At 51.9% G+C, this 15,722-nt stretch carries 15 protein-coding genes; 6 read left to right on the forward strand and 9 right to left on the reverse strand.

The window, feature by feature from the left end; translation table 11 throughout:
* Positions 1 to 156: 156 nt before the first annotated feature.
* The 3 genes from yunB to BN2684_RS12405 all read right to left on the reverse strand — a co-directional run bounded on the left by yunB (position 157) and on the right by BN2684_RS12405 (position 3,346).
* Positions 157 to 1,065, reverse strand: a complete 909-nt coding sequence (yunB, locus tag BN2684_RS12395) for a sporulation protein YunB (RefSeq protein WP_082651914.1) — start codon at positions 1,063 to 1,065, stop codon at positions 157 to 159.
* 212 nt (positions 1,066 to 1,277) lie between these two features.
* On the reverse strand, positions 1,278 to 1,907 hold the full coding sequence (locus BN2684_RS12400; RefSeq protein WP_108722212.1) for an ArsR/SmtB family transcription factor: 630 nt from the start codon (positions 1,905 to 1,907) through the stop codon (positions 1,278 to 1,280).
* A gap of 41 nt (positions 1,908 to 1,948) precedes the next feature.
* Entirely contained in the window at positions 1,949 to 3,346 is a 1,398-nt protein-coding gene (locus tag BN2684_RS12405; RefSeq protein ID WP_058302436.1) for an MFS transporter, read from the reverse strand.
* A gap of 263 nt (positions 3,347 to 3,609) precedes the next feature.
* Between BN2684_RS12405 and BN2684_RS12410 the strand changes: the two genes are divergently transcribed.
* The 4 genes from BN2684_RS12410 (at position 3,610) to BN2684_RS12425 (ending at position 9,071) form a co-directional block, all read left to right on the forward strand.
* A complete protein-coding gene (locus BN2684_RS12410; RefSeq protein ID WP_058302437.1) occupies positions 3,610 to 4,320 on the forward strand; it encodes a response regulator transcription factor in 711 nt (236 codons plus the stop codon).
* Between the two features lie 186 nt (positions 4,321 to 4,506).
* Positions 4,507 to 5,829: a sensor histidine kinase gene (locus tag BN2684_RS12415; RefSeq protein WP_058302438.1), complete on the forward strand. Its 1,323-nt coding sequence runs from the start codon at positions 4,507 to 4,509 to the stop codon at positions 5,827 to 5,829.
* A 66-nt stretch (positions 5,830 to 5,895) separates the two neighbouring features.
* Positions 5,896 to 6,663, forward strand: a complete 768-nt coding sequence (locus BN2684_RS12420) for an ABC transporter ATP-binding protein (protein WP_058302439.1) — start codon at positions 5,896 to 5,898, stop codon at positions 6,661 to 6,663.
* Positions 6,663 to 9,071: an ABC transporter permease gene (locus tag BN2684_RS12425; protein WP_058302440.1), complete on the forward strand. Its 2,409-nt coding sequence runs from the start codon at positions 6,663 to 6,665 to the stop codon at positions 9,069 to 9,071. The genes BN2684_RS12420 and BN2684_RS12425 overlap by 1 nt, the downstream gene beginning before the upstream one ends.
* Before the next feature lie 266 nt (positions 9,072 to 9,337).
* Here BN2684_RS12425 and BN2684_RS12430 read toward each other — a convergent pair whose 3' ends face one another.
* Positions 9,338 to 10,033: a metallophosphoesterase gene (locus BN2684_RS12430; RefSeq protein ID WP_058302441.1), complete on the reverse strand. Its 696-nt coding sequence runs from the start codon at positions 10,031 to 10,033 to the stop codon at positions 9,338 to 9,340.
* A 339-nt stretch (positions 10,034 to 10,372) separates the two neighbouring features.
* Between BN2684_RS12430 and BN2684_RS12435 the strand changes: the two genes are divergently transcribed.
* Positions 10,373 to 10,891, forward strand: a complete 519-nt coding sequence (locus BN2684_RS12435; RefSeq protein WP_058302442.1) for a hypothetical protein — start codon at positions 10,373 to 10,375, stop codon at positions 10,889 to 10,891.
* Between the two features lie 453 nt (positions 10,892 to 11,344).
* Here BN2684_RS12435 and BN2684_RS12440 read toward each other — a convergent pair whose 3' ends face one another.
* The gene (locus BN2684_RS12440; protein WP_058302443.1) at positions 11,345 to 12,136 is read right to left on the reverse strand and encodes a TrmH family RNA methyltransferase; all 792 of its coding nucleotides are present in this window, start codon (positions 12,134 to 12,136) and stop codon (positions 11,345 to 11,347) included.
* Between the two features lie 10 nt (positions 12,137 to 12,146).
* Positions 12,147 to 12,809, reverse strand: a complete 663-nt coding sequence (locus BN2684_RS12445; protein ID WP_058302444.1) for a potassium channel family protein — start codon at positions 12,807 to 12,809, stop codon at positions 12,147 to 12,149.
* Between the two features lie 172 nt (positions 12,810 to 12,981).
* Here BN2684_RS12445 and sspI point away from each other — a divergent pair, with 172 nt between their 5' ends.
* Positions 12,982 to 13,185 carry a small acid-soluble spore protein SspI gene (sspI, locus tag BN2684_RS12450; protein ID WP_058302445.1) on the forward strand — a complete coding sequence of 68 codons (204 nt, stop codon included), beginning with the start codon at positions 12,982 to 12,984 and terminating at the stop codon, positions 13,183 to 13,185.
* 128 nt (positions 13,186 to 13,313) lie between these two features.
* Here sspI and BN2684_RS12455 read toward each other — a convergent pair whose 3' ends face one another.
* From BN2684_RS12455 to BN2684_RS12465, 3 genes are all read right to left on the reverse strand, one after another.
* Entirely contained in the window at positions 13,314 to 14,147 is an 834-nt protein-coding gene (locus BN2684_RS12455) for a YheC/YheD family protein (RefSeq protein WP_058302446.1), read from the reverse strand.
* 209 nt (positions 14,148 to 14,356) lie between these two features.
* Positions 14,357 to 15,064: an ATP-binding cassette domain-containing protein gene (locus BN2684_RS12460; protein WP_058302447.1), complete on the reverse strand. Its 708-nt coding sequence runs from the start codon at positions 15,062 to 15,064 to the stop codon at positions 14,357 to 14,359.
* The gene (locus BN2684_RS12465; protein WP_058302448.1) at positions 15,061 to 15,489 is read right to left on the reverse strand and encodes a hypothetical protein; all 429 of its coding nucleotides are present in this window, start codon (positions 15,487 to 15,489) and stop codon (positions 15,061 to 15,063) included. Before BN2684_RS12465 ends, BN2684_RS12460 begins: the two co-directional genes overlap by 4 nt.
* Positions 15,490 to 15,722 lie beyond the last annotated feature (233 nt).

Below are 15,722 nucleotides of genomic sequence, written 5' to 3' on the forward strand. Positions count from 1 at the left end.
GAAGGCGTTCGGCCGTTCATCCCGGGGTCACTGTCAGCAAAAAACCAGGGTCGCCGCACAATTTCTCTACCCATTATTGCTGTTTCGTACCACACATCTAGGGCTGACCGCGTATCAGGTACAGCTCGACGGATCCGCTATGGCTCGACAGATCCACTATGGTCCGACGGATCCGCTTCCTGCGGAATTCCCGCCGCTTCCTGTGCTTCCCCCGTTCCCCGCAGCTCCCGTTCCTCCTGCGCTTCCCGAATTTCCCGTTTGGGTGGTGGATGCTCCCCCAAGCGTCCCCGCTCCGCTCGCGGCCGGAATCGATGTAGAGCTGTTGGTAGCTCCGGAGGATGCCCCGCTTCCCGAGGATAAACCCGGCAGCGTTACCCCCGGCGGGAGCGGACTGGAGTTGCCCACCGGATTGCCTTTGTTGTCATAGTAATACATCGGAGTGTCACCGACTACGAGAAGATAGGAGATTGGCAGCTCCGTCTCGACGATTTCGGGCTCCGTATCGAACGGGATGATGATCGTCACCTCCGCCATGATGCGGATGTAGACCTCAACCAGAATCATATTGATCCCGGCGTTCTGATACCGCGTGTTGAGATCGACCTTCACCGCGCCTGCAGGCGTAAGCCGGATGGGGATATCCGGACCGAAGGAAGCAAAGATGGCGCTGTTCATCGCCATACCGAGCGGGATATGCTCCGGCATGCGCTTCAGGCCGAGCAGGAGATTCTGCACCCGATTGATTGTATCGGAGGTGATCCGCATATGCTCCGTGTAATTGAGCATGAATCCGGTCACTTTGCCGTCTTTGTCCGTTCGCCAATCGATCAGCTTGTCAAAATTCGTCTCCTCCGCAATCCGGTCGGCGATGGCCTTGTTGATGGACTGGGTCGCCATCTGCTTCAAGCGAATTTTGGCAAGATTCATGAGCGGAGGCTTGAGGTTTTTTTCGATAAAAATGAACGACTGAACGAACGACAGCAGAAAGACCAGCAAAACGAACCAGACCAAACGTCTGCGACTCCCCTTGCGCGGCCTTCGCGACCTCCATCTTCGTCTGCTCATGAGCCTCCTCCTCTCATCGGAAGTCAGGCTGTCAGTACTACCTTATGCCGTTAGCAGAAGGAAAAGAAGAACACACCGCGTTAACCGCATTCAAGTAAAGGAAGAAACCGGATTTCGGAAGGACGTTTTACCAAGAACGAACGACTCTAAACAAAGTAAAACGGCCTCACCCCCTGTTCATTCAGGGCGAAGGCCGCTATTCCGACTTTCTTTTATTCAGAACGATTCGACTCCATCGATGCGTCCTTCCGATCCTCAGGCTCTACTCCGCTTGGTTCCGTCTCCTCGGATTCCGTCTTCTCTCCAAAGAAACTTGTAAACAGCTGATAGTACCGCTGATCCGATTTTTCCTCATCGGAGGGGCTGGTGTACTCCTTCACCAGATCAGACAGTCTTTTTCGGAGTTCCTCCGCTTTGGCTTCGGAAAGAGAGAGCATGGTGTATTGGGCTTCTCCCATCACTTCCTTGTCACCGTACCGGCGCACCCAATCCTTGCGGAACGTATCCGTTATGCCCAGAAACGTATCCTGAATCGCGTTCTGGCGCTCTTGGCCGGGAGGCAGCCCCAAATCCTTGTCAACATGAAAGGATTCCGCGGTCGGCCTGTAGTATTTGGCGAGTATGCCGTTGACTTCCTTTGTCTCGACAATCGACACAATCCCGGCTTTTTCCAGCTTCTTGATATGATAATGGACCTTGGCTGGCGAATCCCCGAGCTGTACGGCAAGCTCGCTGACGGTCTGAGGCTTCTTAGCGGAACCGAATAGCTGGATGATCTGCATGCGGTAAGGGTCGGATATCGCTTTGAATTCTTCGATTGTGGACAGGATTTTTATGGACATGCCTTTCACCTCATTGTCCATCATACCTCACCTGTTCCCCCTTATAAAGCCCGCGTGCTACGGCGGTAAGCAGCCGCGGCGAACATCACCAGAATCCCCATGACGAGAAACAAGGTCGTCATCGGCATCAGCCCCGACAAAGCGGCCGTAAACCAGCCCCCGAGCGGCATGGCGCTGCAGGCAAGCATCGACATGAGCGCCATCACCCGTCCCATCATCTCGCGCGGCGTCTTCTCCTGCAGAATGGTCATGAGCGGGGACGCGGCAAGGGGCAACGCGAGGCCGATGATCAAGCAAAACGCGACGGCGCTGATCAGCCCGGCAGGGTGGGGAAGCAGCGGGGACAGGGAAATGAGCGCGTACATCGCACCGATGAGGCCCAGTCCTATGGCGATCAGGGTAGATTGAGCCATGCGGCTGCCTCGGGCACCGACCCAAATCCCGCCGCCGATCATCCCGATCGTAATCGCTCCCCCCAGGTAACTGAGTCCGGCCGGACCGGAATGAAGCAGATCCTTGGAGAAGGCGGGGATGAGGACGTTGTAAGGGACCAAGCAAAAATTCACGAACGCCGCCGTAATGACCGTCGCGAGCAAAAGCCGGTTGCGACGAATCAACCCGAACGATTCCCGAATCATGAGAAGATAACCGGAGGGCGTCAGCTTGTCATCCGCGTTCGTCTTCTTCGGCAGTTTCTTCAGGCCGATCAACAGGATGAGTGCGGAGAAGAGGAACGTGAAGCCGTCCACGAGGATGGCTCCCGATATGCCGAGCAGAGCAATAAGGACGCCTGCCGCTCCCAAGCCGCCGAGCACCGCAAGTCTGGATACGGTTGAGAGATACGAGTTGGCGGATAACAACAGCTTCTTCGGAACCAGATCGGGAATGAGCGTATTCTCCGCTGGAGTGCACAGCGTCTCCATGGTAGATTGCACAATCGTCAAGACGAATAAATGCCAGGCTGCCAGATTGCCTGTAAAGAACAGCAAAGCGGTCGTGCAAACCGAAGCTCCCCGAATGAGGTCCGTGATCACGAGGATCGGCTTATTGGGCCAACGGTCGACCAGCACACCGGCGAAGGGGCCGAACAGCAAATTGGGCAGAGCATTGATTCCGAACAAAATGCCCATGAGCGCTTTCGAGCCGGTCAGCTCATATACCATCCAAGAATAAGCGATGGAATCAAGCGAGTCCCCGAATCGGGAGATGACAGCCGCGAGCATCAGAGTGACATATCCGCGGTTTCGTAAAAGCATGCGCAGCGTTTGCTTGGCCGGTTGAGCGGGTCCGTCTACTTCCGCTGCTGGCGTTTCCTTCTCCGCCGACCCCGTTTCCGCTTGGAGCTCTTGCTCTTCCTCTGCCCGCTCCTCCGTCTGAACCGGCTTGTTTCCTTGCTTCAAGCTCTTTTTCTCTTCCTCCCACTCCGAAGCTGCCTTCACTTGATTCGCCTCCAATAAACATATACTTAACGTTAAAATTAATTTTAACGTTCGAGAATATTTAAATCAAGTCCTTTTTTTCAAGAGGAATGATTAGAGGCGTCCAGCGAAGATAAAATGATTCGATAATCCAAGATCATTAGCGGTGATCGATATTTCGTTCCCCATTATTCTGGAATATGGTTAGCGCGTTCATATTTTATCTATATCTTTGTTGTATACTTTATGTAAAATCTATCTGACCGGGTCGATGGAGGATGCCCATGGGCTCTACTAAACGGATCCTTATCGTAGAAGATGAGCAAGATATTTCTCGCATCTTGAAGCAGTACTTAACGAATACGGGCTACGAAACATCCTGCGCTGGCAATGGAGCCGGATGCTTGCAGCAATTGGAGGCTTGGCGTCCCGATTATATCATTCTGGATCTTATGCTCCCGGATATGGACGGGATCGAGCTATGCCGGCAAATTCGCGAACGCGCCGATACGCCGATTCTGATCTTGAGCGCGAGAGGAAGCGACACGGACAAGGTGATGGGTCTCGGATTCGGCGCGGATGACTATATGACGAAGCCGTTCTCGCTCAGCGAGCTGACGGCGCGCATCAGTGCGCATTTTCGCAGATACGACAGCATGGTAAACACCCCCTCTACTTGGAACAATAAGGAGTTTCTACAAATCGGATGCCTCACGATTGATAGGAAGGCCTATCGCGTATGCTTGAACGGACGGGAAATCCGTTTATCCGCCAAGGAATTCGAGCTTCTCTATTATTTGGCCTATAACCGCAACCAGGTATTCACGAAGAGTCAATTGCTTGATGCTGTGTGGGGATATGAATCAGTCGGTGACGACAACACCGTGACGGTCTATATTCGTCGTATTCGAGAGAAAATTGAGGAGGACCCGTCCAAACCTTTGTTCCTGAAGACCGTATGGGGAGTCGGCTATAAATTCAGTGCAAATTCATGAGCTTCGGGGAGTGTTCCTGTGATTTTGAAGCGTTTGGCAGTCCGTTGGCTTCTTGCCGCTTTCGTATGCTTAGCGTTAATCGTTGGCAGCGGAACTTACATCCTTCTCGCGAGTAGGGACGACCCACTATCGACGAGCGATTCCAGATGGGTGATAAATCAGGTTCGGTTGCATGGAAGTGAAGTCATGGTTTACCTGGAACAGCATGCATCCCGATCGCTCCTAGCTGACGATCCGGAAGCTCTTGCTGAACTAGACCCATTGTGCCAAAAAAACGGGGTGCAAATGCGGCTTGTCCGACTAGACGGCACGGTTGTATTCGATTCCTCTTCCCTATCGCCTCCGACGGTCAATCCCGTTATCGACCTAAAATATGACTTGCACTACGATTTTTACGAAGCTCGGGACGAGCATGATCAATTCTCGATAGCGTTCCCCGTCGTTAGCGAATCCCTTGGTCAGCAAGTCGGAAACGCCATTTTTTCGGTTCCGGCTAGCCTAGTATTCGCGGCTCCTGACCGCACAGGCCCGCTTGTTGCTTACCTCACGATGCTCGGTTCGGCTGTGGTGCTAATCGTGCTCCTTGTAGGGGCGGTCATCCAGTTTAAGCGGCGAATCCTCCTCCCCGTTGGACAACTGAAGCTCCACGCGGAGGCAATTGTGAGAGGACGGTTCGAGGAGAAGATTGACCTCGGCGGCAGACCGGACGAGATCGTGCAATTCGCGGCGTCCTTTGATCTCATGCGTACCGAAATCTTGCATCTGAACCATCAACAGAAGATGCAATTGCAAGAGAGCAAGGAATTGATCTCGAACATTTCCCATGATATCAAAACACCGCTCACGATCGTAAAAGCCTATATCGATGCCATTCGAGAAGGGGCTTGCACAGACGAAGAGACGTTCATGGATTATATCAGGGTCATGCAAGTCAATACGGACAAGATGGTCAGGCTGGTGGATGATCTGCTCATTCACGCATTGAGGGAGTCGGGCCGAATCTCCATTGAGTTGCGCGAGCAGTACAGCGGCGAAGTCTTCTCCTCCATCATCAAGCCGCTCGCTCATGTCGTTCGAACCAGCGGCATCACATTCATCGAGCCCTCATCCATTCCAAATATTCTGATTCCTATCGATGCTGCCCGACTGGAGCAAGTATTCGCGAATTTGATCTCCAATGCGATCAAACATACGACCCTCGGCGATACGATCCAGATCAGCTTCGACCAGACGCCAGAATCTCTCACGATTGTAATCGCCGATACGGGGCAAGGAATTTTGCCCAAGGACATGCCTTTCATTTTTGACCGCTACTTCAAAGGGGAATCCTCTTCTTCACCCGCTGCAGCCTGGACGGATGGGGCGGGACTTGGGTTGTCGATATGCAAAACGATCATCGAAGCTCATGGCGACTCCATCTCATTCAAGAGCGCAAAAGGCGAAGGAACCGCATTCTATTTAACTTTTCCACTAACCCCATCCTCCTGTAAGAATTTATTTATATCTTGATAAGCTCTTATCCATAAAGATGCCTTACCATAACTTGCATGACACAAATGGGGAGGCAAGTAAACTATGGCCAAGAAAGCCATCATGCGCGCATCGAACTTATGTAAAACCTATACCACAGGCACCGAGCAGTATCATGCCATTCGCAACGTCGACTTGGATATTTACGAAGGGGATTTCACCGTCATTATGGGAAGCTCGGGTTCTGGCAAGTCGACCCTGCTGTATTTGCTCAGCGGCCTTGACCATGCGACAGCGGGTGAAGTTTACTTCCAAGATCAACGCATCGACCGCTTTACGGAGCGGGAATTGGCCCGTTTCCGTTCGCATTCCATCGGGTACGTATACCAGAGCATCAACCTGGTTCCCGACCTGTCTTTGCTCGACAATATCGCATTTCCCGGCTATATTGCCGGCAAGGACAAATCAAGTGTCAAGCAGAAGGCAATGACTCTTATGGTCAACATGGGGATCGACGGGCAAGCCAGACGTCTCCCATCCCAGGCTTCGGGCGGACAGCAACAGCGGGCGGCGATCGCTCGGGCGCTCATGAACTCACCTGATATCGTGTTCGCGGATGAACCAACCGGAAGCCTCAATTATGAGCATGGTGTATCGGTGCTTAATATCCTGACACAGCTGAACCGCCAAGGCCAATCGATCGTGATGGTCACGCACGATATAAAGGCGGCCTGTCGGGCGGATCGTCTCATTCTAATCCGCGACGGCAAGGTGAGCCGAACGGTGGAGTTTGACAAATTCGACGACGGCGACAACATCGAAGATCGGGAGAAGATGATCTTCGCCTGCGTTACGGATAAGGAGATTGTCTAATGAACGCTGTCTGGACACTCTGTCTGTCGCAGTTGAGGAAACGGAAAGTACAAAACGGGTTCATCGCACTGCTCATTTTACTGTCCGTCTTGATGATAACGACCGCAGCGACCGTCATGGCCAACACAGGCAATCTGTTCACTAACATGCATGAACGGGCCAACGGTTCTCATCAATTGTTGACCATGGAGATGGAACTCCATAATCCGAATGCCGTTCACGATTGGTGGACGTCACAGGAAGGGGTAGAAACCTCCAAGCTGCTGGAATATCGGACGTTGTCGGGGATCCTCTATAAGGGTAAGGAGATTCCGAATCTCTATTTCAATATGATGGATACACCGGCGAGGCCCTTAGGGGTAGACGAGCTCACCTTCGCGTCTGTCAACGAGGATCCCCCCGAGGTTCCTTCTCCCGGGACCGTGTGGATCCCCACTTCTTTGGCTTATTCTCAACATATCCAGGTGGGAGACACCCTTGATATGAAGCGAGCGGATGTTCCGCTAAGGCTTCGCGTATCTGCGATCGTCATTGATCTCCCTTATGGCGGACCTTTCTCGAATACGGCAAGAATCTGGATGAATCCGACCGACTATGAGCGAGAGATTCGAACGATGCCGGGGAATGAGTCCTATATGGTGGGAATCCGCTATGAGGACTACAAGCAACGCACCCAATACTGGGAACGATTCGAACAATTCCTCGGCAAGCCTTATCTGGAATTGAAGATGGATTACGAAGAGATGACCGCCTTCTATTTCATCATGAACAAACTGATTGGCTTCGTTATGATCTTCCTTGGGATCGCGATGATGCTGGTCGCGCTGTTGACGATTGGATTCACCATCTCCGACGCGATCCTGGCGAACTACTCGACATTGGGCGTGCTGCGAGCGATGGGGATGCGGTCCAGGAGCATGGTGCTTGTCTATGTCTTGCAATACGCCCTATTAGCCGTCATTGCCATCATCCCCGGTGCGTTAATCAGCGGCATTTTCTCCCGTATCCTGATCGGGCTGACCATGTCGTCTTTGAGAACGGAGAGTACTGGATTCCGACTGAATGATGCCGGAACTGCCGGATTGACGAGTTTTCTGGTATTGACGGCTGTGATCGGGTGCGTTCTCATCTATGGTGGCAAGGCGCGACGCGTGATCCCCATGCAGGCAATCCGGTACGGCATGTCCGAGTCGGACCACAACAAAAAGATCAGCAGAACAAGCGCCTCCATCTCCCATTCCTGGGGCTTCGGTAAACTTCCGATATCCTTCGTCATCGGGATCCGAAGTATTCTGCGCAATCGAAAAAGCTCCCTGCTTATGCTCATCATGGCCGTCTTGACATCCGCTGTGCTTGTGTTCGGCTATGTCGTCACGAACAGCGTCGCTTCCATTCAGAAGACAGCAGGACAGTGGGGCTATGATTCCTCTGATGTTGTCGCGACCGTGTTCAATCCAATGGGGTTCAATCGTGAGGAATTCGAACAGGTGCTGAAATCCGACGAGCGGATTCAATCCGTCGCATGGGCGCATAGTCAATCCGGAATTGTGGAAGACGAATCCCGTTCAATTTCATCCGGAATCGTCGTCAACCGGCTAGAGGGAGGCTTCGATGAATTCGGATATAACGTAATTTCCGGCCGCAATCCCCATAATGAGAACGAGATTGCCATCGGGGTTAACGTGGCGCGCAAGTTTCACAAGGATGTGGGCGATACCATCGTGATGTATTTGAAGGGACAGCGAAGTCGACTTTTGGTTACCGGCATTTATCAGGCCATTGCAAACATGTCCAATTCCGCCCGATTAATCACCGACAATCCACAGCAACCATCAAACGAATTGTCGTTAGCCAACGGAAGCTCGTTAGACTGCTTGATTCGACTGAAGGATAGCTCGCAAGCCGAAGCTGTCGCAAGCGAACTCCATGCAAGGTTTAAGGATGGGGCAACCGTCGTCTCGCAGCAGACGCTTCTCCATTCGGTCTATAACGAGGGAGCCCTTATCCTGCTTATTCCCATGAGCGTGATCGGACTCCTGTTCCTGCTAGTTGCCTTCATCATCATCTACAGCTCGTATCGCATCCAAACCCGCAATGAGAGTCGAACCTACGGCATCTTTAAGTCGATCGGAATGACCTCAACCCGAATTCGGTTGTCCCTCACGATCGGAACCGCGGCTCTATGCACGATCGGTGCCATCGCAGGCATATTCGTCGGAATCTACGTATTGCCGACCGTATTAGAACAGGTGTTAACGGCATACGGGATCGTTCAACTGCCGCTCGTCCTGAACGGGGGAGTTAGTGCAGGCGTAGCCTCCATTAGCATCCTGAGCGCAGCCTTCGGAGCATGGGCTTCCTCCAAGGTGATCAAAAAGACGAACGCAAGAGTATTGATTATGGAGTAGGGTGTGGTCACGAAGGAAAAACCCCTGCCCTATAACACGGAGGTATAGGAAAAAGACTGGAGAAACGCTTGGGGAATGGCCTGTGCGTTTATGTGCACAGAAATGATTCGGACACTTGGCTTCCCGAAATCCGAGAAAGCTAGAAGGGAAGGTCTCCAGCAACAGATAACGAATTGCTTTGAGGAAAATCAATAAATATACGAAAAGAGGGCTTCCATTGTCGGAATGCCCTCTTTCGTATTGGTGGAGTGCGACGCTTCACAGATCTAATATTGCATAATACTCCGCTCCTCAATCTTCCCCGTAAATGGCTTATACGCATAATAAATCATCTGATCCAGGTTCACCAAACCGAGCCCTCGCTCCTCCGTGATGGAATACGTATTGGAACCGAGATCGCAGCCCAAACGACAGCCGTCAAAATAGATCCGTTCTACAGGCGTATGCCCATGAACGACAGGCCGATTCATCGTCAATGCATGTAAGTGGTCCTTTGAGATGCTGTAAAAGTCTGCTTCTGACATCCAAAGAATGTCTCGACTTTGATGATTCAACGCTTCGAATGGATTTAAACCTGCATGTGTATAAACAAACCCCTCGTCCTCATAAACCAACGGCAGATTGCTCATCCATTCGATATGTTCATCCATGTCCGCCTTGGAAAATGTCTTCTCGAAATCCCTTATCGTTTCACGCCCGCCATGACGAAGCCAAAGGTTATCCCCGCTCCGATAATAGTCCCTCGCCATCTCTTCATGATTTCCAATCAAGGCCTGGACATGTTCCGGATAGGCATCAACGAGTTGCTTGATTCTCTTGACAACCTTAGCGCTCTCCTTGCCACGATCAATCATATCTCCGCCAAATACGATCAAATCTCTAGTAAAATCAACCTGAGCTTGTTTCAGCAACAAGTCCATTCCCTTATCGTCACCATGGATATCCGTCATAAAGAATTTCAATAGACCACCCCCAAATGCGCTGAAACCACCTCGTAAGGCGGTTTCATTCCTATCACTATATTATAACATCGGATCTATTCAACAACTTTCGAAATCGATTCAGAAACGTCCACCAATAACTATTATTATCCATTTATTTCTTGAATCTCCGAAACCAGGGTGGTATGATCCCGATATGAGGCGGTTCCTCAGCAATAAGTCAAGATATTGGCAGTGGTGCGGTATGGGGCTGCATAATGGTGGTGTTTGGAAGATGGCAACCCTCCCCCCAAGAATTTATTAGCAAAGATACTTGAATGGGAACTTATGATGCATCCTTAAATAGAATAGGTGATTAATTTGTACAAGTACGAAATTTCCAAATACAATCCGAGCTTCCGTAATGAAAAAAGAAAGTATCTAAAGGAAGATTGGACTGCAATTGGTGATATTGGCAAGTCATTTGAAGGTGAACTACTGACAATTAACAGCTATAAGATCGTTGAAGACAGATATATTGAAGTGATTAATCTCGTTATGGAGTACTTGGAAATCCCCATATTATCAATCAACAACGTCAGGCGAAGTTTTTCCTTCGACAGATTTTTGGAGATTAGGAAAAACCACCGTAACCTTTACTCACAAGATATGCTGGGAATTTATACTCAAGCTAAAGATTTGGACAAGCTAGATAAAGAGAAGCTGGATTCTTTTTGTAGACTGCTTTTGCGAGAAGATATTGGTTCTGAGGTTTATTTTCCTAGAAGGATGAAGGTCTTTATAGGATACGATTTTTTGATGGGAATCCAAACATCAAAATCAATTGAATCGTTAATACCATCAATCGAACAAATAGGCTTGTTTGTTGAGAAACACTAAACTTATTAAGATCTTGAGAGATGCTATCTTCAAGGCCTTTCTTTTACCCCCATCCAGCGCTGAAAGAAACAAGCGGTAATGTCCCAAAGTACTTACCCTTCATCACCCTCGTGTACTATTTCTCTTAAAATTGTCCGTAGCACATAAAGGCTTGAATTTTATATTTATTTGGTGTCCCAAAGGACAGGGAAAAGACAGGGTTATGACAGAGAAAAGATACGGACGGAAATTCTAATGCTTGGGGAAAGGATCGAGTAATAGATCGTGAAAAGCCTCGATGTGCTTGGGTTCTTGCTTGAGATAAGAATCGTGGAAAGGCTTGAGAATGGCTTAAAAAGATGAGAAAAAGACTGGAGCATAGGTTGGGTAAATCGCCAACCAGCATCCAGTCTTTTCGATGTTTACAGACAGTTATTTTTCAGGGAAAGATATTTGGGCTTTGGACAGGAGTTATTACTTAAATCCGCGCTGTCGCACGGCTTCGTACAGCAGAATACCCGCCGCCATGGCAGCGTTTAGCGATTCCGCCTGTCCGGGCATCGGGATGGACAGCTCCTGCTGCACAAGAGCGCGCACCTCGGGGGATACGCCTCGGCCCTCGTTGCCAATGACGAACCAGACCGGTGCGGTAAAGTCCGCGTCGTAGCAGGTCAAGCCCGAAGCCATCCCGGTGCTGTACACCTGCACTCCGCGAGCCGTCGCTTCTTCCAGAAGCGGCGCGAGGGCCGCCTCGACAACGGGCAGATGGAACAGCGAGCCCATTGTGGAGCGCACGGTTTTCGGCGCGTACGGGTCCGCGCTGCCTTTGCCGACGATGACGCCCGCTGCACCAGCGGCATCCGCCGTGCGGATGATGGTTCCGACATTGCCCGGGTCCTGAAGGCCGTCGAGGGCGACCACGAATCCGGCGGGATCGGCAAGCAGCTCCTTCAAGCCGGAGGACGGTTTGTCGGCGATGGCCAGAGCTCCTTGTGGCGTCTCCGTCTCCGAGCATTTGGCCAGCACCGCTGCGCTGACGCCGACAAGCTCGATCTGCGGCGCATCCGCAAGAAGCGGCTCCAGCTCCGATGAAAGGCCCTTCTCCAGATCGTACAGGACCGTTCGCACCGCTACACCGGCGTGAAGCGCCTCTTGAATGAGGTGGATGCCTTCCAAGAGAAAGCGTCCCTGCTTGTCCCGCCCCTTTTTGCCGGTTAGTTCGCTCCACTCTTTCACGCGCGGGTTTTGTACTGAGGTGATGTTCATATCGTCAGGTTCACTCCGAATAGTTTTTCTCGAACCGGTTCAGATCGTCATTACGGCCGACGACAATCAGGATATCCGTCGCTTGAATCAGATCGTCCGCGCTTGGGGTTATGTTCATCTTGCCATCTATGGACTTGATCGCCATGACGTTGCAGCCGTATACGGCGCGAATGTCCAATTGCTTCAAGCTTTTTCCGATGAGAAGTGGGGTAGCGCGGATTTCGACGATGCTATAGTTGTCGGAAAGCTCGATGAAATCGAGGATGTTCGGTGAGATGAGAGCATGGGCAAGCCGCTGTCCCATATCCCGCTCCGGAAAAATCACCTTGTCCGCCCCGATCTTGCGCAGCACCTTGCCGTGCAGCTCGTTCTGGGCCTTGACAATCAGCATCTTGACTCCGAGCTCCTTCAGAATCAGCGTCGTCAGGATGCTCGCTTGAATGTCCTGGCCGATCGCGACCACCACGACATCGAAATTGCGGATGCCGATCGCTCTCAGCGCTTCCTCCTCCGTAGGATCCGCTTGAACCGCATGCGTGACCCATTGGCTGATCGCCTGGATCTTGCTTTCATCCGGATCAACCGCAAGCACTTCGTAGCCGAGTTGAGTCAGAGATAGAGCCACGCTGGATCCGAAGCGCCCGATCCCGATGATGGCGAATTGCTTTTTCACAAAAAAACGACCTCCCACACGTCCGAGCCTAATCACGCTCCATTATAGCACATGTTGGAGGATATGCCTGTTCCCGGGATGGAAAAGCCGCCTCCTGGGCAAGCTACAGAGGACTCAGCCTCAATCGCGAGGGAAGCAGAAAAAGGAAGATTATTTGAATCGGAGGTCGCATATGAACATCACATTACGACAAGCCATTGTCATGCGGGTGAAGGGAAAATCCGAAGAAGAGCTTCGCGAGGTCATCGCTGATTCGGTCGACGGCGACGAGAAGGCGCTGCCTGGACTCGGCGTTCTGTTTGAGAACATATGGAAAACGAGTGATCCCGAGCTGCAAACTCATATGATCGAAAACCTGGAAAAAAGTCTGGGATAGAACCTGGAAAGTAACCCGCCCGGCGGAAGCTACCGTCTCTGAGCAAAAACCTCTCCCCAAAAAGCCACAGGGCTTTCTGTGGGAGAGGTTTTCATGCTGTTTGGAGTGTTGGAGCGCTTTTTTTGAGGTTATCGTTTCCCCGCAGCGGCCCGCCTGGCGGATGATGGCTTTTTTTGCTGATGAACAGGCTTCTTCTCGGCTGGTTTCGGCCTCCTCAGCTTCCCATAAGCAATCGCGTAATTCCGTACCCTCTGATAGATGCTTTTGTCCGGCAGATGCTTGAAGATAAACGAAGCAGGCGAGGTGTTTGTTTCGATGATCCAGGGCTTGAGATCGCCATCGATGCCGATGTCGAGCCCAATCTCCTTGATACCCGGAAAACGCCGGCCTAGATGCTCCGCGACATCTTTGCCCAAGCTTTTCAGATCGGCGATGGACCGCTCCATGCTCCTCTTGTGAGCATACGGCTTCAACATCCTTTCGATGGGCTGGAGCCTGCCGCCGTTATGCACATTCGTTACAATCTTACCGGGTTGAGCGACACGACAGATGATCCCTGTGACCTCCCATCGTTTGGCGGGGCTTTGCTGGATCATCACCCGAATGTCAAATGGCCGGTCCTTGTACCGGAGCAGACGGATTCCCTTTTGGACGAGATAGGGCCTGCCTGCCGCTACCTTCAGAATCGCCTTGTATAGGCTTCCCCTATCCTTGAACGAGCGCTTAACCAATCCTTCTTGATACCGATATGGCTTCTCTGCCGATTTCACCAGCTCCACCTTGATGACGCCTTTGCCATGCATGCCGGATACGGGTTTCACGAATACCGTTCGATGCCTCACCAGCATCGAGTCCAGAGTCGAGGGAGTCATTCTCTCCATCGGCAAGAGAAAAGGCCGAATTCGTTCGTTCTCCCGTAGAGCCGCCGTCTTCCTCCATTTACTCGCCACATACCTGGGCATTGTCATCCACTCCATTTAGTCCATCTCGCATTGCTCATCTCTCCATCTTATGAGATCGGTTTCGCGGCTGAATGGGCTTTAGGGAAGGGCTCACGCCCCAGTTTTGCGACGCGAACGCGTTCGAGTTTCTGGGTAGGTTGCTGAAGAGCCGTCTCAAGCGAAGGTTCATGCTGTTACCGTATCGTCGGCCAATCGTCCCCGCTTGCTGCTCAATAATAGGTGCCGTCCCGTTCTCCCGAGGAAACCTCCGTCATGAGCTCCTCGATCGATATCCCCTGTTCTCTCAGCTCGTCGACAGCCGCATCCACACGGATGCGCCCGCCGTGAAAGAGAAGAACGCGATCGAACAGGTTGGCGAAATCCTCTACAAAATGGGTAGCGACCAACACCAGCTCATCTCCGGTCAACTCCGCTGCGAGCTCATTTAGAAACCGCCGTCGCGTCGTCCCGTCTACTCCAAGAAACGGTTCATCGAGCAGCAAATAATCAGCGCGTTTGGCAAAGCCGGCCGCCAGCTCCAGCTTGGCCCGCTGCCCCTTAGACAGAGTGCGGATTGGCTTGTTGGCCTCAAGCTCGAAGGAATGGAGCAGCCGAGCATAGCGGACCGGATCAAACCGCGGATAAAACTCGGCTAGAAATTCACCGTAGGCCTGCGAATTCATCCCCGGCAGCCAGCTCCCCTCTTCTGTGACAAAGGCCATCCGGCTGTACTGCTCGACCGGAGGACAGCCATCCACCTGCACGGTTCCGTTCGATAGACGCCCAAGGCCCATCACCATCTTCAAAAAGCTGGTTTTCCCGCTGCCGTTATCGCCCAGCACCCCGATGATTTCGCCGCGATTCAGCGTCAGACGGTCCACATAACAGGACACCTCCTTGCCCTTATAGCGCTTTTGCGCGCGAACGAGCTCGATCATGGCTTGCCCTCCTGTTCCGGCGATTGAAACTTCACATGAGTGAAGCTCCGGTAATCCTTCTTGTTGAAGCTGGGATAACTCCGGTTGTAATCCTGCTGCTGATCCGTGAGAAGCTCCCCTTCATACAGCAGGCTTGAGCCGCGGTAGACCTCGACAAGAAAGACTTTGGGCCACTTGGTTGTAAACAGCTTGTCGTTGTCAGGATCGCGCCGATCGATAAACGGCTGCGCCAGATAAAGCTTTCCATTCCGGTATGCGACCGTCCCCGTTCCCTGTCCTATCCATGGATCGTTCGTTAGCAGCTTGTCGGACCGAACGACCCCAGCCTCGTTGACGAGCTTCACCCCAGCTGTCAGATCGAAGGTGTAATAATGCGTGGTCCTCTCGCCTGTCCGACCGAAGTTCTGAGAGAACTCCAGCGTCAAGAGATGGGCTTCCGAGTCGGCGTAAGCCTTGTAAGATTCCTGCAGGATGGTTCCGTTCGATCTGACATCCGATGCTAGCAGAGAACTCCAAACCTTACGAGCAGTCGGTGTATAAAAAAGCAGTCCATCCTCAGCGGAGGGCGGACTGCCTTCGATTGTTGGGTACTCATTCTTTTTCGGTACCGATAATCAGCGATCCGCTTGATCCTCGACCCGACAACCCAATGGTTCAC

Origin of the sequence: Gorillibacterium timonense, from assembly GCF_001457415.1 — a bacterium.
In the GTDB taxonomy this organism is placed as follows: domain Bacteria; phylum Bacillota; class Bacilli; order Paenibacillales; family NBRC-103111; genus Gorillibacterium; species Gorillibacterium timonense.